Source organism: Betaproteobacteria bacterium (assembly GCA_016720065.1).
Lineage (GTDB): Bacteria > Pseudomonadota > Gammaproteobacteria > Burkholderiales > Rhodocyclaceae > SSSZ01.
In genome coordinates this window covers 202,242-225,016 of record JADJXY010000002.1, presented here as the reverse complement: position 1 = coordinate 225,016, position 22,775 = coordinate 202,242, and the positions used below count along the sequence as shown (strand labels likewise).

22 protein-coding genes and 4 pseudogenes are annotated in these 22,775 nt (G+C 65.6%); 18 read left to right on the top strand and 8 right to left on the bottom strand.

Features of this window, described 5'->3' with window-relative positions; translation table 11 throughout:
- Nucleotides 1-88 precede the first annotated feature (88 nt).
- The 4 genes from IPM73_04175 to IPM73_04160 all read left to right on the top strand — a co-directional run bounded on the left by IPM73_04175 (nt 89) and on the right by IPM73_04160 (nt 3,935).
- Nucleotides 89-745, top strand: coding sequence for an NUDIX hydrolase (locus IPM73_04175; GenBank protein ID MBK8917260.1), 657 nt, complete (start codon nt 89-91; stop codon nt 743-745).
- A 142-nt stretch (nt 746-887) separates the two neighbouring features.
- Complete coding sequence (locus IPM73_04170) at nt 888-1,730, top strand: ribose-phosphate pyrophosphokinase (GenBank protein ID MBK8917259.1); 843 nt, start codon at nt 888-890, stop codon at nt 1,728-1,730.
- A complete protein-coding gene (locus IPM73_04165; protein ID MBK8917258.1) occupies nt 1,727-3,418 on the top strand; it encodes a nicotinate phosphoribosyltransferase in 1,692 nt (563 codons plus the stop codon). Before IPM73_04170 ends, IPM73_04165 begins: the two co-directional genes overlap by 4 nt.
- The gene (locus tag IPM73_04160; GenBank protein MBK8917257.1) at nt 3,399-3,935 is read left to right on the top strand and encodes a hypothetical protein; all 537 of its coding nucleotides are present in this window, start codon (nt 3,399-3,401) and stop codon (nt 3,933-3,935) included. The genes IPM73_04165 and IPM73_04160 overlap by 20 nt, the downstream gene beginning before the upstream one ends.
- Before the next feature lie 46 nt (nt 3,936-3,981).
- On the opposite strand, the gene IPM73_04155 is transcribed toward IPM73_04160, so the two are convergent.
- The 4 genes from IPM73_04155 to IPM73_04140 form a co-directional block, all read right to left on the bottom strand.
- On the bottom strand, nt 3,982-4,569 hold the full coding sequence (locus IPM73_04155) for a hypothetical protein (GenBank protein ID MBK8917256.1): 588 nt from the start codon (nt 4,567-4,569) through the stop codon (nt 3,982-3,984).
- Between the two features lie 57 nt (nt 4,570-4,626).
- Nucleotides 4,627-5,298: a glutathione S-transferase family protein gene (locus IPM73_04150; protein ID MBK8917255.1), complete on the bottom strand. Its 672-nt coding sequence runs from the start codon at nt 5,296-5,298 to the stop codon at nt 4,627-4,629.
- Nucleotides 5,299-5,380: 82 nt separating this feature from the next.
- Nucleotides 5,381-5,725: a YbaN family protein gene (locus IPM73_04145; protein MBK8917254.1), complete on the bottom strand. Its 345-nt coding sequence runs from the start codon at nt 5,723-5,725 to the stop codon at nt 5,381-5,383.
- 5 nt (nt 5,726-5,730) lie between these two features.
- A complete protein-coding gene (locus tag IPM73_04140; protein ID MBK8917253.1) occupies nt 5,731-6,633 on the bottom strand; it encodes a LysR family transcriptional regulator in 903 nt (300 codons plus the stop codon).
- A gap of 134 nt (nt 6,634-6,767) precedes the next feature.
- Between IPM73_04140 and IPM73_04135 the strand changes: the two genes are divergently transcribed.
- On the top strand, nt 6,768-6,962 hold the full coding sequence (locus IPM73_04135; protein ID MBK8917252.1) for a type II toxin-antitoxin system VapB family antitoxin: 195 nt from the start codon (nt 6,768-6,770) through the stop codon (nt 6,960-6,962).
- Nucleotides 6,959-7,360, top strand: a complete 402-nt coding sequence (locus IPM73_04130; GenBank protein MBK8917251.1) for a PIN domain nuclease — start codon at nt 6,959-6,961, stop codon at nt 7,358-7,360. The genes IPM73_04135 and IPM73_04130 overlap by 4 nt, the downstream gene beginning before the upstream one ends.
- 33 nt (nt 7,361-7,393) lie before the next feature.
- Here the strand turns inward: IPM73_04130 and IPM73_04125 are convergent.
- The 3 genes and pseudogenes from IPM73_04125 to IPM73_04115 form a co-directional block, all read right to left on the bottom strand.
- A pseudogene (locus IPM73_04125) lies at nt 7,394-7,663 on the bottom strand (LysR family transcriptional regulator).
- 117 nt (nt 7,664-7,780) lie between these two features.
- The gene (locus tag IPM73_04120; protein MBK8917250.1) at nt 7,781-8,041 is read right to left on the bottom strand and encodes a helix-turn-helix transcriptional regulator; all 261 of its coding nucleotides are present in this window, start codon (nt 8,039-8,041) and stop codon (nt 7,781-7,783) included.
- Between the two features lies 1 nt (nt 8,042).
- A complete protein-coding gene (locus IPM73_04115) occupies nt 8,043-8,327 on the bottom strand; it encodes a type II toxin-antitoxin system mRNA interferase toxin, RelE/StbE family (GenBank protein MBK8917249.1) in 285 nt (94 codons plus the stop codon).
- Between the two features lie 230 nt (nt 8,328-8,557).
- On the opposite strand from IPM73_04115, the gene IPM73_04110 reads away from it, so the two are divergent.
- The 8 genes and pseudogenes from IPM73_04110 to IPM73_04075 all read left to right on the top strand — a co-directional run bounded on the left by IPM73_04110 (nt 8,558) and on the right by IPM73_04075 (nt 14,712).
- Nucleotides 8,558-9,340 (top strand): sulfite exporter TauE/SafE family protein, encoded by a 783-nt coding sequence (locus tag IPM73_04110; GenBank protein MBK8917248.1) that lies wholly within the window; start codon nt 8,558-8,560, stop codon nt 9,338-9,340.
- A gap of 22 nt (nt 9,341-9,362) precedes the next feature.
- Nucleotides 9,363-10,961: a malate synthase A gene (locus IPM73_04105; protein MBK8917247.1), complete on the top strand. Its 1,599-nt coding sequence runs from the start codon at nt 9,363-9,365 to the stop codon at nt 10,959-10,961.
- Nucleotides 10,962-11,180: 219 nt separating this feature from the next.
- On the top strand, nt 11,181-12,350 hold the full coding sequence (locus IPM73_04100; protein MBK8917246.1) for an ATP-binding protein: 1,170 nt from the start codon (nt 11,181-11,183) through the stop codon (nt 12,348-12,350).
- Nucleotides 12,351-12,362: 12 nt separating this feature from the next.
- A pseudogene (locus IPM73_04095) lies at nt 12,363-12,617 on the top strand (malate synthase A).
- 222 nt (nt 12,618-12,839) lie between these two features.
- Entirely contained in the window at nt 12,840-13,031 is a 192-nt protein-coding gene (locus IPM73_04090; GenBank protein ID MBK8917245.1) for an antitoxin VbhA family protein, read from the top strand.
- On the top strand, nt 13,009-13,149 hold the full coding sequence (locus IPM73_04085; protein ID MBK8917244.1) for a hypothetical protein: 141 nt from the start codon (nt 13,009-13,011) through the stop codon (nt 13,147-13,149). The genes IPM73_04090 and IPM73_04085 overlap by 23 nt, the downstream gene beginning before the upstream one ends.
- Before the next feature lie 251 nt (nt 13,150-13,400).
- Complete coding sequence (locus IPM73_04080) at nt 13,401-13,766, top strand: Fic family protein (GenBank protein ID MBK8917243.1); 366 nt, start codon at nt 13,401-13,403, stop codon at nt 13,764-13,766.
- 13 nt (nt 13,767-13,779) lie between these two features.
- Nucleotides 13,780-14,712 carry an HrgA protein gene (locus IPM73_04075; protein MBK8917242.1) on the top strand — a complete coding sequence of 311 codons (933 nt, stop codon included), beginning with the start codon at nt 13,780-13,782 and terminating at the stop codon, nt 14,710-14,712.
- 39 nt (nt 14,713-14,751) lie between these two features.
- On the opposite strand, the pseudogene IPM73_04070 reads toward IPM73_04075, so the two are convergent.
- A pseudogene (locus tag IPM73_04070) lies at nt 14,752-17,590 on the bottom strand (peptidoglycan-binding protein).
- 210 nt (nt 17,591-17,800) lie between these two features.
- Here IPM73_04070 and IPM73_04065 point away from each other — a divergent pair.
- The 4 genes and pseudogenes from IPM73_04065 (at nt 17,801) to IPM73_04050 (ending at nt 22,609) form a co-directional block, all read left to right on the top strand.
- A pseudogene (locus IPM73_04065) lies at nt 17,801-20,151 on the top strand (PAS domain S-box protein).
- Complete coding sequence (locus tag IPM73_04060) at nt 20,144-20,764, top strand: response regulator transcription factor (GenBank protein MBK8917241.1); 621 nt, start codon at nt 20,144-20,146, stop codon at nt 20,762-20,764. Before IPM73_04065 ends, IPM73_04060 begins: the two are co-directional and overlap by 8 nt.
- 130 nt (nt 20,765-20,894) lie before the next feature.
- Complete coding sequence (locus tag IPM73_04055) at nt 20,895-21,281, top strand: helix-turn-helix transcriptional regulator (GenBank protein MBK8917240.1); 387 nt, start codon at nt 20,895-20,897, stop codon at nt 21,279-21,281.
- Nucleotides 21,282-21,283: 2 nt separating this feature from the next.
- Nucleotides 21,284-22,609: a type II toxin-antitoxin system HipA family toxin gene (locus IPM73_04050; protein ID MBK8917239.1), complete on the top strand. Its 1,326-nt coding sequence runs from the start codon at nt 21,284-21,286 to the stop codon at nt 22,607-22,609.
- Nucleotides 22,610-22,775 lie beyond the last annotated feature (166 nt).

Below are 22,775 nucleotides of genomic sequence, written 5' to 3'. Positions count from 1 at the left end.
GGCGCGCGGCTTCTTCATCCCGCAGGGTTGATACGGCATGCCCGCGCATGGACAATCCCGGCACACCTCCCTTCACCGGCCAATCGCCATGGACCATCCGCAGCCCCTCGTCACCGTCGATGCCGTCCTGCTCACCCTGCGGGACGGCGGCTTGCAGGTGGCCCTCCATCGCCGGCCGGCGGAGCCCTTCCTCGGCCTGCTCGCCCTGCCGGGGGGCTTCGTTCATGCCGATGGGGACGCCTCGGCGGAAGCGGCGATTCTGCGGGTTCTGCTCGACAAGACGGGTTTCCGGCCGCGCTATATCGAGCAGCTCGGTGTCTTTTCCGGGCCCGGTCGGGATCCCCGCGCCTGGTCGGTCGCCGTCGCCTACGTGGCCCTGGTCCCCGAGGCATCGCTGTCCGAGGCCCGGGAGGGGGTCTTTCACTTCCACGGCGTCGACGCGCTGCCGGTCCTGGCTTTCGACCACGGCGCCATCGTCACCGCGGCCGTGCAGCGCCTGCGCAACAAAACCCGTTATTCCACCCTGCCGACCCAGTTGCTGCCGCAGCGCTTTACCCTCAGCCAGTTGCAGGCCACCTATGAGGCCATCGTCGGCCACTCCCTGAACAAGGCCGCCTTCCGGCGCAAGATCGAGGACGAAGGGGTCGTGGTGGCCACGGACGCCTACACCCAAGGGGGTGCCCACCGCCCGGCCCAGCTCTATGAGGCGCGCCCGGTGGAGCTTTTCGACCGCAGCATTGCCTGAGCCTCCCGGCCCCCTCTTGGTCGGCATTCCGGAGCCCGCGCAGTTGCCGCGAGAAAACGCCCGACACTTAGTTGCATTATACGAATAACTGATTTACACTAAGCTCACTTCGTCGCATTGTGCGACTAACTGGAGAGGTACCATGTTCGAACTCCGCATCACCACCCGCCGCGGATCCCGGCGCGAAATCGTCCTGCGGCCGGAGTCCTTCGTCTTTCCGGGGGGCGAGGTCCAGGTTCGGGCCGACCTGCCGGCCGAAGAGATCGAAGCGCTGACCATCAGCGCCGACCTGCGCTCCTCCGACGACGTGATGGCCCTCTTGCTGCTCGCGGATGCCCTGCGCCGCCAGATCGGCGACGCGCCGATCAGCCTCGATCTGCCCTACGTGCCCTATGCCCGCCAGGATCGCGTGTGCAACCCGGGCGAGGCCCTGGCGGCCAAGGTGTTCTGCACCCTCATCAACGGCCTGGGCTTCGCCTCGGTGACCATCCTCGACCCCCACAGCGACGTGGTGCCGGCCCTTCTCGACCGGGTGCATGTGGTCGATGCCTCCATCCCGCTATCCCGGGTCGTGGCGCGGGAAGAATTCCGCCGCGGCGTGACCCTGCTGGCGCCGGATGGCGGGAGCCGCAAGCGGGTGGCGGGCCTGGCCCGCCGCCTGGCCCTGCCGGACGTGGCCTACGCCGACAAGGTGCGCTGCACGAAGAGCGGCGAGATCACTGCCGTGGCGGTGCCCGACACGCTGCTGCCCCAGCCCGTCCTGGTGGTGGACGACATTTGCGACGGCGGCCGCACCTTCCTGGAACTCGCCCAGGCGCTGCGCGGCGTCACCGACCAGCCCCTTTACCTTTACGTCACCCACGGCATTTTCAGCAAGGGGGTCGAAGTTCTGCTCAAGGATTACCAGGGCATCTTCACCACCCGCGACTGGACCGCCTCCGGCAATCCCGCCGTCACGGTCATTTCCTCAGGAGGTCAATCATGAGCACCCGCAGCCTCATCGGCATCAACCCGCTCACCCAGGCCGACTTCTACAAGACCGGCCACATCTTCCAGTACCCGGCGGGGACCGAACTGGTCTACAGCAACTTCACCCCCCGCTCGGCGCGTCTGGCCCCGGTCATTCCCGAACTGTTCGACAACAAGATCGTCTGGTTCGGCCTGCAGGGCTTCATCAAGAGCTTCCTCATGGACACCTGGGAGCGCAACTTTTTCCGCCGCCCCAAGGAAGAGGTCGTGGAGGGCTACCGACGCCGCCTGGATGCAGCCCTGGGAGCTGGTGCCGTCCCGGTTGCCCACATCGCGGCGCTCTGGGAGCTGGGTTACCTGCCCATCGAGATCCGCGCCCTGCCCGAGGGGTCACGGGTCGACATCGGCGTGCCCCCCCTCACGGTGGTCAACACCCTGCCGGCCTTCTACTGGCTGACCAACTACATCGAGACCGTGCTTTCCAACGAATTGTGGAAGCCCGCCACCACGGCCACCATCGCCTTCGAGTACCGCAAGCTGCTGCTGGGCTATGCCCGCCTGACCGGTGCCCCCGAGGATTTCGTCTCCTGGCAGGGGCACGACTTCTCCGCCCGGGGCATGTCCGGCATGGCGGACGCCATGCAGGCCGGCGCGGGACACCTGCTGTCCTTCTACGGCACCGACACCATTTCCGCCATCGACTACCTGGAAGACTGGTACCAGGCCGATGCCGAGCAGGAGCTGATCGGCGGGTCGGTGCCGGCCACCGAACACAGCGTGATGTGCATGGGTGGCAGCGAGGACGAGATCGAAACCTTCCGCCGCCTCATCACCGAGGTGTATCCGGCCGGGATCGTCTCCATCGTCTCGGACACCTGGGACTTCTTCCGCGTCATCACAGACTATGCGGCACGCCTCAGGGAAACCATAGAAAGCCGTCGCCCGGATGCCCTGGGCAACGCCAAGGTGGTTTTCCGGCCCGACAGCGGCGACCCGGTGGACATCCTCACCGGCGAGGCCATCGCGGTGAAGAGCCTGGCCCCGGAGGCGCTGCGGGCGGTGCTGCACAGCCGCGGCGGCAACCGGGCCTACGCCCGCCTGGAGGGCCAGTTCTTCGAATTGCGCCCCGAAGGCGAGGACGGCGTACGCGCCACCCCGGTGGCCGCCACCCCGCAGATGAAGGGCGCGGTGGAATGCCTGTGGGACATCTTCGGCGGCAGCCTGAGTCCCCGCGGCTACCGCCTGCTCAATCCCCGGGTGGGCCTCATCTATGGCGATTCCATCACCCTCTCGCGGGCTCAGGACATTCTGTCCCGCCTGGCGGCCAAGGGCTTCGCCAGCAGCAACGTGGTCCTCGGCATCGGTTCCTACACCTACCAGTACCTCACCCGGGACAGCTTCGGCTGGGCCATGAAGGCCACCTACGGCGTCGTGCAGGGCAGCCCGCGGGAACTGTTCAAGGATCCGGTGACCGACTCCGGCACCAAGCGCTCCGCCCGAGGCCTGCTGCGGGTGGAGAAGGACGGCGAACGCTACGTGCTGCACGACCGCCAGAGCCCGCAGGCGGCGCAAGGGGGCGAGCTGCAACCGATATTCCGCGACGGCAGGCTCCTGGTCGAAACCAGCCTGGCGGAGATTCGGCAACGCCTGCTCGCCTCCTGGAGCCCGGTGCCGGTGGAGGCGCATGAACTCTCCGAGGCCTGACCCCCGGCCGGGGCCGGACGCTCCCCCCGGGGGCGTCCGGCGCCTCTACCTCGATCTGGACGGCGTCATGGCCGATTTCGACGCCTTCGTCCGCGCCCAACTGGGTTGCCGCCCCCCCTCCCCCTTGCCGGGCTGGGCCTGGCGGCGCCTCAGCGCCATCCCCGCACTCTATCGCCAGCTTCAGCCCCTGGACGGGGCAAAGGCACTCTTCCGCGAACTGGTGGCCGCTTCCCTGCCCCTCGCCATCCTCACCGCCACGCCCTTGCCCACCGCTTGCCTGGCCACCGCTGCGGACGACAAGCGCGAATGGGTGCGCCGCCATTTATGCCCCCGGGTGCCGGTGATCACGGTCAGCGGAGGCGAAGCCAAGGCCCTCTTCGCCGCCCCCGGCGCCCTGCTCATCGACGACAGCGAACGCAACCTGCGGGCCTGGCAGGCCCGGGGCGGCCTGGGCCTGCACCATCGCTCCCACCGCGCAACCCGGGAGCGTCTCGCGGCCCTGGGCATCCTGCACTGAGGGCCTGGGGGAGCCGGCCCGGCATGAAGCCAGGCACACGGGCCTCTCAACCCGGCCCGCGCTCGACCCGCTCGAATCGCTCGCGCGCCCGATCCTGCATGGGGTTTCCGCTGCCCATGCGGCGCAGTTGTTCGGTACATCCGTCCCGAAAGCTCGAAGACTTTGAGTGGCGTTCGCAGTCTTCCCGCTGAGCGGCTCCGGATTCCAGTGCCCATTCGGCCCCTTCCTGGCGGGTGGCACCGCGATCCACAAGGTCCGACTTTATGGCACCCCACCCGCCGAGGCCCTGGGCCAGGAGCGCCAAGGCCGCGCCGCCCAGCACCGCGATGCGCACGGACTTGAGCTGAATGAGGCCGAGGACGAGAAAGCTCACGGCCACGACAAGCATGCCTGCGCAAAGGGGCAGAAGTGCCAGCAAACCCAACAAGGGCAGCAGGCGGGCGTAGGGGTCGCCGTGGCTCGACAAGGCATCCCAGCAGGCCAGCGCCAAGGCAAGCGCGCCGCCGGTGAGCGCCCAGCACACCAGGCAGTCGACCAGGCCGAAATTCCTGTCCCGCAAGGCAACCCAGCGGCTGCCAATGGCAATGAAGCCGAGGATGACGCGGATGAACCCGACGACCTCACCGACTGCCACGATCAGCCCTGGCCCGGGCTCACCCGCCGGCTTGCGGCTGGTGTGGGATCGAACGGTCTAGCGCAGGCCGCCATACTCCGCCGCCAGTTCGTCGTATTGCGCATGGGCCTCGGTTTCCTCCAGAGCCGCCGAGAACCATTCCTGCATGGCCGGATGGGCCATCAGGGCGGCACTGTAGGCAGCCGCGACCGGCGGCAGGGGAACGTTGTAGATGTGCAGACGCCAGACGATGGGCGCGTACATGGCGTCGGCCACCGAGAAATCGCCGAAGAGCCAGGGTCCGTCGCCGGTGGCGAACTGCGTGCGGGCCTCGGTCCAGATTTCGATCACCCGGTCGATGTCCCGCTGCACCTCGGCGCTTGGCGTCTTGCCCTTGAGCTTCAGCTTCAGGTTCATGGGCATGGCCGTGCGCAGCTTGGCGAAGCCGGCGTGCATCTCGGCGGAGACGCTGCGCGCCCGGGCCCGGGCCCGGGCATCCACCGGCCACATGGCCGGGTAGCGCTCGGCAAGATACTCCGCGATGGCGATGGACTCCCAGACCTGGAAGCCATCTTCGTGCAGGCACGGCACCCGGGCATTGCCAGCGAGCGGCTTGAGGGCCGGGTTGTAATCGCGCCCGGCCACGGACACCATGCGCTCCTCGAGGGGAACACCAAAGTGCTTCATCAGGAGCCAGGGCCGCAGGGACCAGGACGAGTAATTCTTGTTGCCAATGTAGAGGGTAAACATGGGGCAATCCGCACGGAATGGACAAGCGCCATGCTAATGCCACCCCACGGGGATTCAACCGCCCACCGCCCGCTCCCTTCCCCTAAGCGGCGGGCCGCGACCACATCCAGGCCAGCACCCCCGCACCGATGACGCCGGGCACCCAGGCCCAGACCCCCGGCAAAGTCAGGGCACCGCCCACGGCACTGATGGCGAGCATCACTGTGGCGGCGATCTTGGCCACCCGAGGGATGGCCCGGTGGTCGCGCCAGGCGCGGATGGCCGGGCCGATCCGGGGATGGGCCAACAAGCGTGCCTCCCACTCCGGATGGGAGCGGGAAAAGAAGAAGGCCGCCAGAATGAGAAAGGGCGTCGTCGGCAGGAGCGGCAGGAAGGCCCCCACCACCCCCAGGCCAACGCAGGCGATGCCCAGGCCCCTGTACGCCACCCGCTTCACGTCAGCTCCCAGTAACTCGCCCGGCAGTAGGTGTCTTTCAGCAGATCGATGAACAGCCGCACCCGCAGCGGCAGATGGCGACGCTGGGGGAAGACGGCATAGATGCCCATGGGCGGGGCCTGCCAGCCGTCCAGCACCGACGTAAGCCGCCCCTCCTTCAAGTCCCGTCCCACCTCCCACAGGGAACGCCAGGCCAGGCCCTTGCCGGCCAGGGCCCACTCGTGGAGCACGGCGCCGTCGTTGCATTCGAAGGTTCCGGCCACCTTCCAGTTTTCCTGCTCACCGCTCTCCGGGTTGCGGAACAGCCAGCCCCGCTGCTGGCCGAGGGACAGGCAATTGTGGCCGGCCAGGTCCGCCGGCGTGCGCGGCACGCCATGGACCACCAGGTACGCCGGGCTGGCCACCACCATGCGCCGCATCTCCCCCAGCCGCACGCTGACCAGGCTGGAGTCGGTCAGCTCGCCGATGCGCACGGCGCAGTCGATGTTTTCGTTGATGAGGTCCACCAGGCGGTCGGAGAGGTCGAGATTGACGGTCACCTCGGTGTTGGCCGCCATGAATGCCCCCACCAGGGGCGCCACATGGCGGCGCCCAAAGCCGGCCGGGGCGGAAACCCGCAACTGGCCGCTGGCCTTCACCCCGCCCAGCGAAACCGCCGCCTCGGCGTTGGCCAGGTCGTTCAGCACCCGTTGGCAATCCTCCAGGAAGGCCTGGCCTTCGAAGGTGAGCGTCAGCTTGCGCGTGGTGCGGATCATCAGCCTGACGCCGAGGCGCGCCTCCAGGGCGTCGAGCCGGCGGCCGATGATGGCGGGGGTGACGTCTTCCATCTTGGCGGCAGCGGAAAGGCTGCCCCGGGTGGCGACATTGACGAAGGCGTTGATTTGCTTGAAATGGTCCATAGTTAGACGCTCGCCAGTCCTATTCCGGCAGCAACAAATTTACAAGCTGGGCTCGAGCCTCCAGCAGCCTCAAATCTTGCCAGCGAAGCATGCGCTGCCTATGATGTGTATAACTCTTGAGGTGGATACACATCATGCGTACGAACATCGTCATCGACGACACGCTCATGGCAGACACCCAGCGGGCAACCGGCCTGAAAACCAAACGGGAAGTCGTTGAACTCGGGCTGCGCACCTTGCTGCGCCTGCGACAGCAGGAAGCCATCAAGAATTTCCGCGGAAAACTCGACTGGCAGGGCGATCTCGACGCCATGCGACGCGACAAATGATCCTCGTCGATTCCAGCGTCTGGATCGATTACTTTCGCGGAACTGGCACGCCCCAGACGGACAGACTGGACACACTTCTCGGCGTGGAGCCCATCGCCATCGGCGACCTGATTCTGGCCGAGGTGCTTCAAGGCTTTGTCCGCGAAAAGGATTTCACCCAGGCCGGGAAGCTCATGACCTCGCTGGAAATCGTGGACCTGGGCGGCCGCGACATTGCCATTCAGGCTGCCAGAAACTTCCGCACGCTGCGCGCCCTGGGCGTCACCGTCCGCAAAACCATCGATACGATCATTGCCACCCGCTGCATGGCGAGCGGGTTGCCGCTGTTGTACAGCGACCGGGATTTCGATCCGTTCGTCGAGCATCTTGGGCTTCGCTCCGCGCTGCCGGGGGCGTAATGGCCGGATGCATTGAGCCCGGCCCTTTTTTCCCTTTTTCAGAGCCCGGATCATCAGCTTGACGCCGAACCGCGCCTCCAGGGCATCCAGCCGGCGGCCGATGATGGCGGGGGTAACGTCCTCCATCTTGGCGGCGGCGGAAAGGCTGCCCCGGGTGGCGACGTTGACGAAGGCGCTGATCTGCTTAAAGTGGTCCGTGGTCAGAAGTTTGCCGGTTACGGCCGGCGGACAAGCGTTAAATGAAAGATCACGGCCGGCGCCCCCAGGTTCCGCGCCGGATGAGCCAGCCGTAGATGACCCCATTCAGATCCCGGCCAAGTCTATGGGATAAGGTTTCAAGGAAGCCCGAAGCGACGCTGGGCCGCCACTTCCTGTCACAAGTCAGGTGTCAGGTCTTGCATTGCCGCACCCCTGGCAAGCCTATGCGGCGTGCCCAAGCGGAACCTCCCAGCCGGGAAAGACGAGGACGGCGGGATGGCACTTGAGGGCGCGGGCGAAGATTTTGGCGCGCTCGATGCCCAAGTTCACTCGCCCGTTCTCAATGGCAGAAATCGTCGATTGCGGGATGCCCGTCAGTTCCGACAACTGGCTTTGGCTCAGCTCTTGGAGTTCGCGGAGGATACGGACGGACTCTCCCACTGAGACTTCGACGCGCTTCTTTGCGGGGTGGAACTCCTTCATTTCATGGCCTCCTGTAATCGTGGGCGGGGACATGGACAACCTGAATCTGCAGTACGTCAGCGACCACCCGGTAAATGACCCGCCACTGCAGCCCAAGCCGAGAGGAGCGATGACCCTTCCACTCACCGGACAAGGCCTCGTCGTGAAACCCTTTGATGACTCTCAATCCTTGCGGGCCGGAAAGCCTGGCGATGTCTTTCCATTTCTCGTAACGCTTCAAGACATCTACAGACACCGAGCCGAATAGTTGTTTGTCGACACGACGGTGCTCTTCGATTTGCCACATGCCTCATCATGCACATACTATAAATGGTATGTCAAGCCCCGCGAGCCACAGAGGGAAATTCATACTCGTACTCGGAAAGGCGGGGGTTGCTGCCTAGTTTATTACATACTAATTGTATATAATAAATTGCCATATTCACACCTTATTATACTAAATACAAATCAATACAATCCGTCCATCAATCGTGCCCTAACCCCTGCTGCCTGCCTACCCGGATGAACGCCTGAGTCATGGAAGCCTTCGATTTCGCCCTCGTCAGCGCCGGCGCCTTCCTGGCCGGTGGCATGAATGCCATTGCCGGGGGCGGCACCTTCTTCTCCTTCCCCGCCCTGCTGGCGGCTGGCGTCCCGCCGGTGATGGCCAATGCCAGCAATACCGTGGGCCTGTGCCCGGCGAGCCTGGTGAGTGCCTGGGCCTATCGGCGGGAAGCCTTGCGCCATGGGCGTTGGGCGGTGCTGTTGATGATCGTGTCGCTGTTCGGGGGCATCGCCGGTGGGCTGCTGCTGCTGGCCACCTCCAACGCCGCGTTTTCCCGGCTGATCCCCTGGCTGCTGCTGGTGGCTACGGCCCTCTTCGCCTTCTCCGGCCAGGTGTCGCGGATCGTGAAGTGGGTGAAAGGCCGGCTGGGTGGCGATATCCATGCCCATAACCCCGGCGGCTCGGGGGGCGCACTGTTCCAGTTCGCGGTGGCGGTCTATGGCGGATTTTTCGGGGCCGGCATGGGAATTTTGACCCTGGCCGCGCTGTCCATTCAGGGCTTCGAGGACATGCAGGAAATCAACGCCCTGAAGAACCTGACTTCGGGCATCAATTATTTCGTGGCATCGGCCACCTTCATCATCGCCGGCGCCATCAGTTGGCCCCATACCCTGGTGATGCTGGTGACCGCCATGGCCGGCGGCTACGCCGGTGCCGCCTTCGCCCGCCGCCTGCCGGCCCTCTGGCTCAAGCGCCTGGTGGTGGCCGTGGGGGCGAGCCTTACCGTCATCTATTTCTTCAAGACTTATTTCTGACCTTTCTTACCAAGGAGCAAACATGGCCCTCAACCTCCCCGCCGGTGTGCAAATCACCGCCCCCGTGAAGCCCGAATGGGAATCCATTCTCAGCACCGAAGCCCTGGCCTTCGTCGCCAAGCTGCACCGCGCCTGCGAAGCCCGCCGCCAGGAGCTGTTGAAGGCCCGCGTCGCCCGCCAGGCCCGCATCGACGCCGGCGAGATGCCCGATTTCCTGCCGGAAACCAAGGCCGTGCGCGAAGGGGACTGGAAGGTCGCCCCGGTGCCCGCCGCCCTGCAGTGCCGCCGGGTGGAAATCACCGGCCCGGTGGAATCCAAGATGATCATCAACGCCTTCAACTCCGGCGCTGACTCCTACATGACGGACTTCGAGGATTCCAACTCCCCCAACTGGGAGAACCAGATCCAGGGCCAGGTGAACCTGTACAAGGCCATCCGCCGCGAACTCAGCTTCACCAACGAAGCCGGCAAGGAATACAAGCTCAACGAGCAAGTAGCCACCCTGCAGATCCGCCCCCGCGGCTGGCACCTGGACGAGAAGCACGTCCTCGTCGACGGCCAGCGCGTTTCTGGCGGCATCTTCGACTTCGGCCTGGTCTTCTTCCACAACGCCAAGGAGCAGATCGCCCGCGGCGCCGGCCCCTTCTACTACCTGCCCAAGATGGAAAGCCACCTGGAAGCCCGTCTGTGGAACGACATCTTCGTCCTGGCCCAGGATCACATCGGCCTGCCGCAAGGGACCATCAAGGCCACCGTGCTGATCGAGACCATCCTCGCCACCTTCGAGATGGAAGAAATCCTCTTCGAACTGCGCAACCACTCCGCCGGGCTGAATGCCGGCCGCTGGGACTACATCTTCTCCTGCATCAAGAAGTTCAAGAAGAACAAGGACTTCTGCCTGGCCCAGCGCGGCGCCATCACCATGGAAGTTCCCTTCATGCGCGGCTACGCCCTGGCTCTCGTCCAGGCCTGTCACAAGCGTGGCGCCCCGGCCATGGGCGGCATGTCGGCCCTGATCCCCATCAAGAACGACCCGGTGGCCAACGAAAAGGCCCTGGCCGGCATCCGTCACGACAAGACCCGCGACGCCAACGACGGCTTCGACGGCGGCTGGGTGGCCCACCCGGGCCTGGTGCCCATCGCCATGGAAGAGTTCGTCAAGGTGCTGGGCGACAAGCCGAACCAGTTCGAGAAGCAGGTCGAAGGCTCCTTCGGCCCGGCCCAGTGGCTGGACTTCCGCCCCACCACCCCGATCACCGAAGCCGGCCTGCGCAACAACATCAACGTCGGCATCCACTACCTCGGCTCCTGGCTGGCCGGCAACGGCTGCGTGCCCATCCACAACCTGATGGAAGACGCCGCCACCGCGGAAATCTCACGCTCCCAAGTGTGGCAGTGGGTCGTCTCGCCCAAGGGCGTGCTCGACGATGGCCGCAAAGTCACTGTCGAAATGGTGCGCCCCATGATCGCCGAGGAACTGACCAAGGTGAAGGCCACCGTCACCGCCCAGGGCGAGGACACCGCCAGCTACGACCAGGCCGCGGGCATCTTCGACAAGATGTCCCTGACCCCGGAATATCCGGAATTCCTGACCCTCCCGCTGTACGAGGCGATGGCCTAAGGAATAAAAGGCTGGAACAAGACAGAAGCGCCGGGGTCACGCCCGGCGCTTTTTTGTTGGCGGATGAGGCTCAGATGCGGGGCAAGTTCGCAAATTGCAAACCCCACGGTCAGCCGGAAATTTGGGCCAAAATCGGAAACTCGGCTACCTGATAAAAAACATCAACGCCTTTGCGACACATCTATACAATTCAATCAATCAATTGATATTTTTGTATAAATGCTGACTCGCTCGATTATCCCAACGCTCCAACGTCTGGCCGCCCGCTTCCCTGTGCTGGCGATGACCGGATCACGCCAATCCGGCAAGACGACGCTGGCCCGCGCTCAATTTGCCGACAAGCCCTATGTCAGCCTGGAAGACCCGGTCGAGCGTGCCTTTGCCAACGAAGACCCGCGCGGCTTTCTGGCACGCTTCACCCAGGGCGCGGTCTTCGACGAAGCCCAACGCTGGCCCGACCTTTTCTCGCATCTGCAGGGCATGGTCGATGCAGACCGCCGTCCCGGCCGCTTCATCCTCACCGGCTCACAGCAATTCGGCCTGCTCGCCGGGGTCACCCAGTCGCTCGCCGGCCGGGTCGGCATGACCCGCCTGCTGCCACTGGCCGCCTCCGAAATCCCGGCTGTCGCCGACCGCCAACTCTCGCTCGACAGCCTGATGCTCAAGGGTGGCTACCCGGCGCTGCACACCCTGCCCGCCGAGCCTGCCGACTGGTTCGCCAGCTACATCGCCACCTACGTCGAGCGCGACATCCGGCAAGTCCTTAACATCCAGAGCCTGCCCACCTTCCAGCGCTTCCTGCGCCTGTGCGCCGGGCGCACCGGGCAACTCCTCAACATCAGCGCCCTGGCCAGCGAAGCCGGCATCACCGCTCACACCGCCAAAAGCTGGCTCGCCGTACTCGAATCCAGCGACCTCATTCACATGCTCCCGCCGTATTTCCGCAACTTCGGCAAGCGCCTGGTCAAAATGCCGAAACTGTATTTTCTCGACACCGGCCTCGCCTGCTGGCTACTCGGCATCCGCAGCGAAGACGTGCTCGCCCTGCACCCACTGCGTGGCGCACTGTTCGAAAACTGGGTCGTCGGCGAATTCATCAAGGCCCGCTACAACCGGGGACAGCCGGCCGACCTCTACTTCTGGCGCGACAACAATGGCCTGGAGGCCGACCTGATCTTCGAGCAGGACAACCGCCTGCAAATGGTGGAGATCAAGTCTGGGCAAACCATCACCAGCGACACCATCCGCGCCGGCCAACGGGCTACCCGCATGGCCGAAGACGAAGCGCTGACCCCCTGGCTGATCTATGGCGGAGACGATAGTCACGAACGCAGCGGCGTGAAAATCTTGGGCTGGCGAGACTTTCAGGCAGCCATCACGCCAGCATGAACGCCCTAGCCAGCCGAGATCTCCCGCTCGCAGGTGTGGCAGTGGGTGGTCTCGCCCAAGGGCGTGCTCAACGACGGCCGCAAGGTCACGGTCGAGATGGTGCGCCCCATGATCGCCGAGGAACTGGCCAAGGTGAAGGCCACCGTCACCGCCCAGGGCGAGGACACCGCCAGCTACGACCAAGCCGCCGGCACCTTTGACAAGATGTCCCTGACCCCGGAATATCCGGAATTCCTGCCCCTCCCGCTGTACGAGGAGATGGCCTGAGCAGCAACCGGGAGCGGCGCATCAGACGCCCCACCCCGACAGAGAAGCCGCAAGAAAGCGCCCCGGGAAACCGGGGCGTTTTCGTTGGGGACGGCGGAGAAGCCCTCCCCACTCCCCAACGAAGACGCTCCAACCTCATCTCCCATCCCCCAAATCGGGGCCGGAACATTTTCTCAGGATGCTAAAATCAAGGCCGACAAGCCAATGTTCTAGAGGTGCGCCATGAAAACGATCAGCAAGTCGGCCAAGCGGCAAAAGGCTGTTGCAAACGTCCTGGCTTCGCTACGCATCGAGCAACTGACGCCCAGTCCGAGCGTCGTCAGCGGGCTTCGTACCTGCATTGCCGGCAACGTCACGACCGACAAACTGCTTGCCGATGTGATGAGTCGCCATGTCGCGCTACGCCGGGTCTGACTGCTACACCTACCCCGAATCCGATGTATTGAAAAACAAGGCTGATCTGCATGAGCAGACGGCGCTTGCAGCGTTCGAAGCGGATGCAACGGCTATTCGTCTGTTGGAACTGACCTAGTAGTCAGTCACATAGGTTCAGCTATGTTCGGCACGCCCCGCATCCCCGCTCGCTTTGTCGCTCATCCTCGCCATAGCTTCGGCTATGGCTGCGGTTCGCTTCGCGCGATCCGGGCGCGGAGGCGCGCCTCGGCATTCACGCAAACCTATGTGACTGACTACTAGACTCCAATCGCCGGGAAATTCAACCTACCCCACCTGCAAGCGATCCACCGTCATCTGTTTCAGGATGTCTAAGACTGGGCCGGGCAACTGCGCACTGTCGACATCAGCAAGGGCAGCAGCCGTTTTGGTAACTGCGGCAAGATCGAAGCCTACCTCGGCCAGCAGCTGGACGAGATTGCCAAGGAGAATTTCCTGCTCGGCTACCCACCGGAAACCGTCATCCGACGACTGGCCCACGACCTGGGCGAAATCAACGCTGCCCATCCCTTCCGAGACGGCAATGGCCGGGTTCAACGCGCGTTCTGCGCACAGTTGGCGGAACAGGCAGGCTACTTCATCGACTTCGCCGAAGTCAGCCGCGACGAAATGGTCGCCGCCATGACCGCCAGCTTCCGCGGTGACAATATGCAGCTCGAAGCACTGCTGGAACGAATCACGGCGATTATCGAATAGCCGGCCTGGACAAATGACCACCAAACTCAACCTCCGCCAAACCCTCGTCGATTTTCTCAAGGCCCGGCCCAACGAGCGCTTCACGGCGCGGCAGATCGCCCTCTGGATTTTCGAGAATCTGCGCGAGGCCTGCGAGGAGAAGCGGCGGAACAGTCAGCAGGATTTGCGCGAGGACGCGGCCTTTCTGTGGCAGTTGGTGGCCGAGATCGGCGCCAATCGCCCGGAAATCCAGAAGCGCTGGCCCCAGGTGCGCACGACGGAAGGCCGGCCGCGCCAGTATTACTGGACGGCGGTCACGGAAGCCGCCGAAGTGGCGGAGGCGGAGAAGACTGCCGCAACGCCCAGGGGAAAGCTGAGCGAGCATGAGCTTTACCCGCTGCTTTGCCGCTACCTGCACAGCGAATGGCAGCTCTTCCCCAAGCGTATCGACGAGAAACGCTCTTCCAACCGCAACGGCCCCAACGGCAACAAGTGGCTGTTCCCCGACCTGGTGGCCCTGGAAGACCTGGGGCGGGAGTGGGACCGGGAAATCCGCGCCTGCGTGCAGCAGGTGGGGGCGCAACGGGCGCGCTTGTGGTCCTTCGAGGTCAAGTTGCTGATCAACCGGGCCAACGTACGGGAAGCCTGGTTCCAGGCGGTTTCCAACTCCAGCTGGGCCAATCTCGGCTATCTGGTGGCAGCCGAAATCCAGGAATCGGCCATGAAGGAACTGCGGCTGCTCGCCGCCTCCTACGGCATCGGCCTGATCCGCCTGGACGCCCACGACCCGAGCGAGAGCGAAGTGCTGATCCCCGCCCGGGAGCGCCCGGACATCGACTGGGATGCCTGCAACCGCCTGGCCCAGGAAAACAGCGATTTCCAGAACGTGGTGAGCTGGGTGCGCCAGTTCCACCAGACCGACAACGCCGGGGTCGGCGATTGGGACTTGCCGGCCGCAACCGACTGAATCGCCGCCCCCGGCATCGAAAATCCACCTGTCGGCGCCTCAGAACCCCCGTAAATCATCCACCGCCAGCGCCAGCGGCCCGCCGGTGATGGTTTCCAGGGTGCTCTTGATCACCGCCAGATCGTTGTCGAAGCTGCCGTGGGCGGCGTCGATGGGGGTTTCGGGCTTTTGGGCGCTGAGCACCTTGTCGCTGTCGATCACCTTCCAGCGCTTGCCGAGACCCGCCGCACGGGCGACCTCGCGCCAGGTGGCGAGGGCCGCGACAGTGCTGGAGGCGCCGTCCCAACCGCCGTAGCCGGGGTCGTTGATCTTGTCCAGGCCCAGGATGGGCGTGCGCAGGTCCGTCTCCAGGGCGTTGGAAACGAAGTACAGCAGCGACTTCCGGTAGATGCCGGCAACATTGTCGTCGAGTTCGACCCGGTTGGAGAGTACGTGCACGTGGAGCTTCTGCATGACTTCCGGCAGGGCGGCGTAGTGCTGGTTGGCGAATTCCACGCTGCACGCCGGGGCAAAGAGATGGGTGGAGGCGAGGCGGGGAACGAGGCCTCTCTGGGCCAGGAGTCTGAGGAAGGCGCCGAGGATGATGGAGCCGGCGGAGTGCCCCACCAGATAGATTTCCAGCTGGTCGCCCCAGGTGGCCGCGAGCTTGGTGAGGGCGTCCGCCAGGAGGTCGCCGCCGCGGCCGGTGAGGGCGGAGCGCTGGGCGTTTTCCTTCATTTCGCTCCAGATGGGGCGGACGGCCTTGCGGCCCAGATGTTTTTCGATCATGGGATCACTGAGATCGGCCAAAGACCAGCCCGCCAGCCCGGGCTTCGGTGCGAAGGCCTCCCGCAGCAGGTTGCCGATGGATTCCAGGATGCCCGTCTTCCACACCAGGAACAGCGGGTAGCAGCCGTTGCCGGTGAAGTAGCGGCCCATGGCCCGGGCCCGGTCGATCCCGTCGGATTCGCTGTTGAGGCCGCCGTGGGCGTAGATGACCAGGCGCTTGCTGTCCGCGCCGCTCTGGCGGAACCAGGCGTCGGGCAGCACGCAGGCCTGGTGGAAGAGCTTGCGGCTCGGTTCGTCCTCGGTAAGGTAGCGGTCCACCCGGCCGTCGTTGCCCAGGACGACGCTGTGGCGGTAGGCCTGATCCTCGCTCCACCAGCGGCTCTGGTCGGCCCCGGCGGCGGCGCCGGCCCGCGCCCCGCCGCCGGTGAGGCGGCCGACGACGACGCCGGGCACCCCCAGGGCCGCCACCCAGGCGTCCATGGCGTTGGCCAGCCAGTCCGCGTAGGCGAGGACGGCAAAACCGCCCCGCCCCCAATCGACCCCCCAGGAATTCTGGACGATGAAACCCCGTTCGTTGAAACCCACCAGGGCAAAGGCATGGCCGCCGTCGCGGGAAGGCTGGCCGTCGAAGGGAATGCTGGGCACGTCCTCATGGCCTGCGGGAGGCTTGCGGTCGGCTTTGTCCAGACTCCAGCCATCGTGCGTAAATGCGGAGACGTAGACCGCCCCCACTTCGCGAATGGCCGCCTGCAGGTCGGTGATGGAGGCCTTGTCGATGCGGAAATAGACCCCCAGGGTCGTGCGGGTGGCCCGCTCGGCCCAACCGAAGAGCGGCGTGCCGCTTTCGCCCCTGGCGGTAGGGCCAGTCCTTGTTCAGGCAGACACCATGCTTGTGCCAGCCCTTCAAGGCGCCGCGGCAGCTCGAACCGTCGTAATCCTCGCCGGCGTATTCGTCGTAGCGGCGCGCAAAGTCGTACAACATGCGGGGACTGACCGACTCCAGGCGCTTGGGCATGCCCGCCTTCTGCCACAGCAGATAGTTGATCACACAGGCCAGGCCGAAGCCGGTACAAGCCCCCTCCTGGCCCTGGTCGAGGATCAGCCCGGCCCGGGTATAGGCCCCCAGGCAGGCCTTGATGCGCTCGTCGGGAGGATACTGGTCGGGCAAGGACACGGGAGGCGGCGCGTAGGCGCGGTCGCGCAGATCCCCCGGGTCGGGCACCGCCGTAAGCTTGCGCCCGGCGCGACCGACGGGCGCCTGCCGCCCGGCCCGGCCTGCCGCCCCAACGAGGCCGGTCGCCGCTGCCTCCGGCCAGGACGGAGCGGCCCGGGCAAAGACATCCTTGAAGCGGGCCAGACCATGGCTGCCGCCATTGACCAGTTTGCGCGCCCGGCGCAGGTCGTCCGCCGCCAAGGCTTCGCGCAGGGCCGAGGCCCGGCTGGTGAGGAAGGCAGCGAGCAGGGCGGCGGCGATTTCCGGCGCATTGGCGAGATCCGGTTCTGCTTCCAGGTCGATACCCAACTCCGCGCCAAACTGCCGGTAATTGGCCCGCCCGGTCAGTTGGACGAACCCCCGCCCCATGAAGCGGGCCCCGTCGCCGGCCTGGGTGTTGCCCAGGTTTTTCCGGCCGTCGTAAAGGCTGAAAGGCGCCCCGCCGGGAGGCGTGTTGAATTGCGACTGGAATTCGGAAATGGGCAGAAAGCCCTCGCTCTCGGCACGGATGGTGCCCAAGGCGCTCAGCAGCAGGCCCCGATCGGCCAGTCCGGCAGCGCGCAGGGCGGCCAGCACATAGGGCAGAAAGCGGGCGATGTTGGCCGGCTTGGTGGCCGGGAAGAGGGTGCGCACGGCGTCGGCCGAAGGCGTGGCCTCAAGCGCTGCGAAAGCCACCACCCCCAGGGCCTCCAGGCAGCGCGGCCCGACGACGCCGTCCGCAATCAGCCCCACCCCGGCCTGCCAGCGTCGCAACGCTGCTTCGGTATCGGCATCCAGCGCGTCACCCATGGCCAGCCCGGCGTATTCCGCCGCCACCGGCCCGAGGACGGCCCCGAGGGCCTTTTTCAGTTCCACCACCCGGTTACCCCGGGCTCCGCGTCGCAGTATGGCTTCCATGGCGATCCTCCAAGTTTCGAGACCAAACCGTATGGCAACGGTTCGAGGACTCCAATCTAGTCCATGGGAATGAAAAATGCCATCGCAATGAATACGGAGTGATCCGGAGCGACAGCCCCTTCCACCGCAGGGGCGCCATTGCCCCGCCGATCGCCCGGGATTAGGGTTATACCCTATGGCCCGCCCCGACCGGGCGGCGATAATCGCGCGATGCTCACCCCGCCCCCTCCCCGATCCCAGTACAAATCCTGGCTGTGGACCGCCCCCTACCTGGCGGTGGGGGTGTTCGCGGTGGCCATGCTGGTCGTCACGGCGCTCCTGCAATGGCGCGAGCAGGACACCGCCCAGGCGGCCCTGGAAGGCGATATGCACTGGGCTGAGCGCACCATCGAGGCGCGGGTGCGGGGGCATCAGGATTTTCTCGCCAGCCTGGCCCGGGAAAGGGAGTTCGGCCGCCTGGATTACGAATCCTTCCAGGTCCGCGCCGGCCGCTACGTGCGCGACAACCCGGAGTTTGCGGCCATCGTCTGGGTCGATACCCTGGGCAAGGTCGAATGGGTCGCGCCCAACGAGGCGACCGCCACCTTTACCGGCGACCAACTCACCGGGGTACGGCTCGACTCCCTCAACGAGGCCCTGCGCCAGCGCCGCCAGCGATTCGGCGCCGATTACCTGGAACTCGGCCGCGATCCGAGCACCGATCTCATCCACCCGGTCCAGCGCGGCAGCAGCGATCTGGGAGCCTTCGTCGCCCCCTCTCCCTGGCCGTCCTGATGCGCACGTCGCTGCCCACCTGGTTCAGCGCCCGCTACCGCCTTTCCCTCATCGACCAGTCCCAGCGCGAGTTGTACGCCAACAGCTCGCTGCGGCCCACCGACCGGCGCCTGGCGGGCGAAATCAGCCTCGATCTCGCCGACACCCGCTTTGCCCTCAACGTCGTGGCCCACCGCACTGGCGGCGCCTGGCTGCCCTACGTCCCTGCGGCGCTGATCGCGCTCCTTACCGTGCTGGCGGCGGCGAGCCTCGTCCAGTTGCGCCGCCACGCGGAGCACCGCGCCCGCACCGAGGAGCAGTTGCGGGCCGCCTACGCCTTTCGCCAGGCCATGTCCCAATCCCTGGTCACCGGCCTGCGGGCGGTGGATCTGGAGGGGCGCATCACCTTCGTCAATGCCGCCTTCTGCCGCATGACCGGCTTTTCCGAACAGGAATTGCTGGGCGTCGCGCCTCCCTACCCCTACTGGCCGGCCGAGGAAGCGGCCCAGTTGCAGCACAACATCGATCAGGCCCTGGCCGGCCTCGCCCCGGCCAGCGGCTTCGAGATGCGCATCATGCGCAAGAACGGCGAGCGCTTCGACGTGCGGCTCTACTTCTCCCCCCTCATCGACGCCCAGGGCCATCAGATCGGCTGGATGGCCTCGATGAACGACATCACCGAACCCAAGCGCGCCCGGGTGGAACTGGAAGAAGCCCACCAGCGCTTCGAAACGGTCATCGACGGTCTGGACGCGGCAGTGCATGTGGCGGACGCCGGGAGCGGCGAAATCCTCTTCGCCAACCGGACCTTCGAAAACCGCTTCGGTCCCCATGCCGTGGGCCGCGTCTCCGCCCAGGTCACCGCCGCCTGCCGCCCGCCGCCCGAGGCCCTCGCCGCGGACCCCGCCACCCTGCCCCCCGCCGCCCTGCCCTGCGAACTGTACGATGGCGAACTCCTGCATGCCCTCGACGGGCGCTGGTACCACGTCCACGAGCAGGCCATCCGCTGGGTGGACGGCCGCACGGTGCGCGTCCAGGTGGCCGCCGACATCACCGAACGCAAGCACCTGGAGGAAGTCGAGCGGGAGCAGCACAAGCGCCTGGAGCAGACCTCCCGCCTCATCACCATGGGCGAAATGGCCTCCTCCCTGGCCCACGAACTCAACCAGCCCCTCTCGGCCATCGCCAATTACTGCGCCGGCTGCATCAAGCGCCTCTCGGACGGCAATCCCCGCATCGACGACATCCTCGCCGCCATGCACAAGGCCGCCGCCCAGGCGGAGCGGGCCGGCAAGATCATCCGCCGCATGCGCGACATGGTGAAGAAGGAAGCCCCCCGCCGGGAGCCGGTGGCCCTGGCCGAACTGGTGGAGGAGACCCGTGCCCTGGCCGACATCGAGGCCGGCAAGCTGGGCGTCGAGGTGCTCATCGACCTCCCCGCCGACCTGCCCCGGGTGGTCATGGACCGCATCATGATCGAACAGGTCCTGCTCAACCTTATGCGTAACGGCATCGAAGCCATGGCGCCGACGCCGGCCGGAACGCGGCGCCTCGGCGTATCGGCCCGCCACAACGAAGCCGGCTGGGTCGAGGTGGCGGTGGCCGACCGCGGCCACGGCCTGGCCGCCGACGACCTCGAACGGATATTCGCCCCCTTCTACACCACCAAGCCGGACGGCATGGGCATCGGTCTCGCCATCTGCCGCTCCATGATCGAATTCCACCAGGGAAGGCTATGGCCCGAACCCCACGCCGGGGGCGGCACCGTCTTCCGCTTCACCCTACCCGCCGAGGAAACCCATGACTGACGCGAACCCCGTAATCCACGTCATCGACGACGACGACGCCATGCGCGATTCCATGACCTGGCTGCTGGAGGGCGAAGGCTACGCCGTAGCCGCCTACGCCTCGGCCCCTGCCTTCCTCGCCGCCCGCCGCGACGACATGCGCGGCTGTCTGGTCCTCGACGTGCGCATGCCGGACATGAGCGGCCTGGAACTCCAGGAACGGCTCGACGCCCTGGGCTCCACCCTGCCCATCGTCTTCATCACCGGCCACGGCGACGTCCCCATGGCCGTCGCCGCCCTGCACCGCGGCGCCTGCGACTTCGTCCAGAAGCCCTTCAACGACGCCGACATCCTTTCCCGCATCCAGCGCGCCCTGGAACTGGACGCCGTCCTCGCCGCCCGCCGCACCCGCGACGCCGCCCTCAGCCACCGCCTGGAACAGCTCACCCCGCGGGAGGCGGAAGTCCTCCGCCTGGTGGTGGCCGGCCGCCTCAACAAACAGATCGCCGACGAACTCGACATCAGCATGAAGACCGTCGAAGCCCACCGCGCCCGGGTCATGGAAAAAATGGGCGTACGCACCCTGGCCGAACTGGTGAAGGCCGTGGTCGCCCTGGAGAAGGATGACGGCTGAAGCGCCGGGGCTACAACCCAAAAACCGTTTTGCTGATTAACAGTCGATCGATTGTTATCGTTTTATACAATTTATGGTCTGTTAATTTAATATACAATCTACGCCATGTTTTTGTTCTTGCACCCCGCGGATGGCGAAGATGAATTACCCGATCAAGACGCTGAGCCAATTGCCCCTGGTCCTCAAGGCCTTCCGTAAGCAAAGGGGGCTGACCCAGGCGGCGCTGGCCGAAAAACTGGGCGTCACCCAGCAAAGCTACGCCGCCTTCGAGGCCAACCCGGCAGCGGCGAGCCTGGAGCGCCTGTTCACGGTATTGCGCCTGCTGGATGTCGACATTTCGCTCGCGAAAAGCGGATCGGCCCTCGACACCCTGAGCGAACCGGATGTTCAGCCCTACGGCCAAGCCTCGCCAGCCGCAGCGGTTCCGCGCAAGGTCGCCACCCCAAAAGCCGCAGGCAAACCGGCGAACCAGCAAACCGCCCCCGCCATGCCGCCGAAGAAGCGGGAAAGCTGGTAAGCATGGGACGCCGCGCCAAGACCCAGCGCCTCAACATCTGGATGAACGGTCTCCCGGTCGGCTACTGGGAGACCGGCCGGCAGGGCGAGCATCTGGCCTATTTCGACGACTGGCTGACCGATCCACAGGGCCGCCCGCTTTCCCTGTCGCTGCCCTTCCTTCCCGGCAATGCCGCCCATCGCGGCGAAGCGGTCGGCAACTACTTCGACAACCTGCTCCCCGACAGCGACGCCATCCGTCGCCGTCTGGCGCAGCGTCACGGGGCTGGCGGCACCGAGGCCTTTCAACTGCTGCACAAACTGGGGCGCGATTGCGTCGGTGCGATCCAGCTCCTGCCGGAGAACGAAACGCCGAGCGACATCGACGAAATCCACGGCCAGGCCCTGAGCGAGGCCGACATCGCCGAACGGCTGCGCAACACCACCGCCGCCCCCGCACCGGGCATGCAGGACGACGGCGATCTGCGCCTCTCCATCGCCGGCGCCCAGGAAAAAACCGCCCTCCTGCGCCATAACGGCCAATGGCTGCTGCCGCAGGGCAGCACACCGACCACCCACATCTTCAAACTGCCCCTCGGCCTCGTCGGCAACATGCAGGCCGACATGCGCACCTCCGCCGAAAACGAATGGCTCTGCGCGAAGATCGTCGCTGCCTTCGGCATCCCCGTCGCGCCCTGCGACATCGGCGTTTTCGAAGACCAGAAGGTCCTCGTCGTCGAACGTTTCGACCGCACGCCTGCCAGCGACGGCAGCTGGATCGTCCGCCTGCCCCAGGAAGACCTGTGCCAGGCCACCGGCACCTCGCCGCTGCGCAAGTACCAGTCCGAAGGCGGGCCGGGCATCGCCGCCATCATGTCCCTGCTGCTCGGCTCGGAAACCGCCGAGCAGGACCGAACCAATTTCTTCAACGCCCAGATCATCTTCTGGCTACTCGCCGCCCCCGACGGTCACGCCAAGAACTTCAGCATCGCCCACCGCCCCGGTGGCCGCTACCGTTCCACGCCCATATACGACGTGCTCTCGGCCCACCCCATCATCGGCACCGGCAAACAGCAAATCGCCCCGCAAAAAGCCCGCCTCGCTATGGCCGTGCGCGGCAACACCAACCACTACCTGATCGAAAAGATTCACCGCCGCCACTGGCTCGCCCAGGCCCAACACGTCGGCCTCGGCGCCGCCAGCGCAGAACGCCTGATTGAAGAAATCGTCGCTGGCGTGGATGTAGTAATCGATAAAGTCAGCCAACAATTGCCAGCCGCTTTTCCGCCAGACGTAGCCGAAACGATTCTCTCCGGCGTGCGCAATCAGGCGGCCCGACTGGTGGAATAGCGCGCTCCGGCAAAACTTCCGCCCAGGCGTAACCGGTAACCCTACGGCGTTCTTCCGTTCGCGCGCGCGATGACGAGAATTGCTCCCTGGACAAATCACCGACGGGAGCAAGAGCGATGGCAAGACGAAAGCAGGGCAAAGGGTCACGGCGCCCCCACACGAGTGG

Excerpts from the sequence above, each read along its gene's own strand:
- IPM73_04090 (MBK8917245.1), top strand. The coding sequence starts at position 12,840 with ATGAAAACGATCAGCAAGTCGGCCAAGCGGCAAAAGGCTGTTGCAAAC.
- IPM73_04170 (MBK8917259.1), top strand. The coding sequence starts at position 888 with ATGTTCGAACTCCGCATCACCACCCGCCGCGGATCCCGGCGCGAAATC.
- IPM73_04050 (MBK8917239.1), top strand. The coding sequence starts at position 21,284 with ATGGGACGCCGCGCCAAGACCCAGCGCCTCAACATCTGGATGAACGGT.
- IPM73_04140 (MBK8917253.1), bottom strand. The coding sequence starts at position 6,633 with ATGGACCATTTCAAGCAAATCAACGCCTTCGTCAATGTCGCCACCCGG.
- IPM73_04075 (MBK8917242.1), top strand. The coding sequence starts at position 13,780 with ATGACCACCAAACTCAACCTCCGCCAAACCCTCGTCGATTTTCTCAAG.
- IPM73_04175 (MBK8917260.1), top strand. The coding sequence starts at position 89 with ATGGACCATCCGCAGCCCCTCGTCACCGTCGATGCCGTCCTGCTCACC.
- IPM73_04105 (MBK8917247.1), top strand. The coding sequence starts at position 9,363 with ATGGCCCTCAACCTCCCCGCCGGTGTGCAAATCACCGCCCCCGTGAAG.
- IPM73_04165 (MBK8917258.1), top strand. The coding sequence starts at position 1,727 with ATGAGCACCCGCAGCCTCATCGGCATCAACCCGCTCACCCAGGCCGAC.
- IPM73_04150 (MBK8917255.1), bottom strand. The coding sequence starts at position 5,298 with ATGTTTACCCTCTACATTGGCAACAAGAATTACTCGTCCTGGTCCCTG.
- IPM73_04115 (MBK8917249.1), bottom strand. The coding sequence starts at position 8,327 with ATGTGGCAAATCGAAGAGCACCGTCGTGTCGACAAACAACTATTCGGC.
- IPM73_04120 (MBK8917250.1), bottom strand. The coding sequence starts at position 8,041 with ATGAAGGAGTTCCACCCCGCAAAGAAGCGCGTCGAAGTCTCAGTGGGA.
- IPM73_04130 (MBK8917251.1), top strand. The coding sequence starts at position 6,959 with ATGATCCTCGTCGATTCCAGCGTCTGGATCGATTACTTTCGCGGAACT.
- IPM73_04055 (MBK8917240.1), top strand. The coding sequence starts at position 20,895 with ATGGCGAAGATGAATTACCCGATCAAGACGCTGAGCCAATTGCCCCTG.
- IPM73_04135 (MBK8917252.1), top strand. The coding sequence starts at position 6,768 with ATGCGTACGAACATCGTCATCGACGACACGCTCATGGCAGACACCCAG.
- IPM73_04100 (MBK8917246.1), top strand. The coding sequence starts at position 11,181 with ATGCTGACTCGCTCGATTATCCCAACGCTCCAACGTCTGGCCGCCCGC.
- IPM73_04160 (MBK8917257.1), top strand. The coding sequence starts at position 3,399 with ATGAACTCTCCGAGGCCTGACCCCCGGCCGGGGCCGGACGCTCCCCCC.
- IPM73_04060 (MBK8917241.1), top strand. The coding sequence starts at position 20,144 with ATGACTGACGCGAACCCCGTAATCCACGTCATCGACGACGACGACGCC.
- IPM73_04085 (MBK8917244.1), top strand. The coding sequence starts at position 13,009 with ATGTCGCGCTACGCCGGGTCTGACTGCTACACCTACCCCGAATCCGAT.
- IPM73_04110 (MBK8917248.1), top strand. The coding sequence starts at position 8,558 with ATGGAAGCCTTCGATTTCGCCCTCGTCAGCGCCGGCGCCTTCCTGGCC.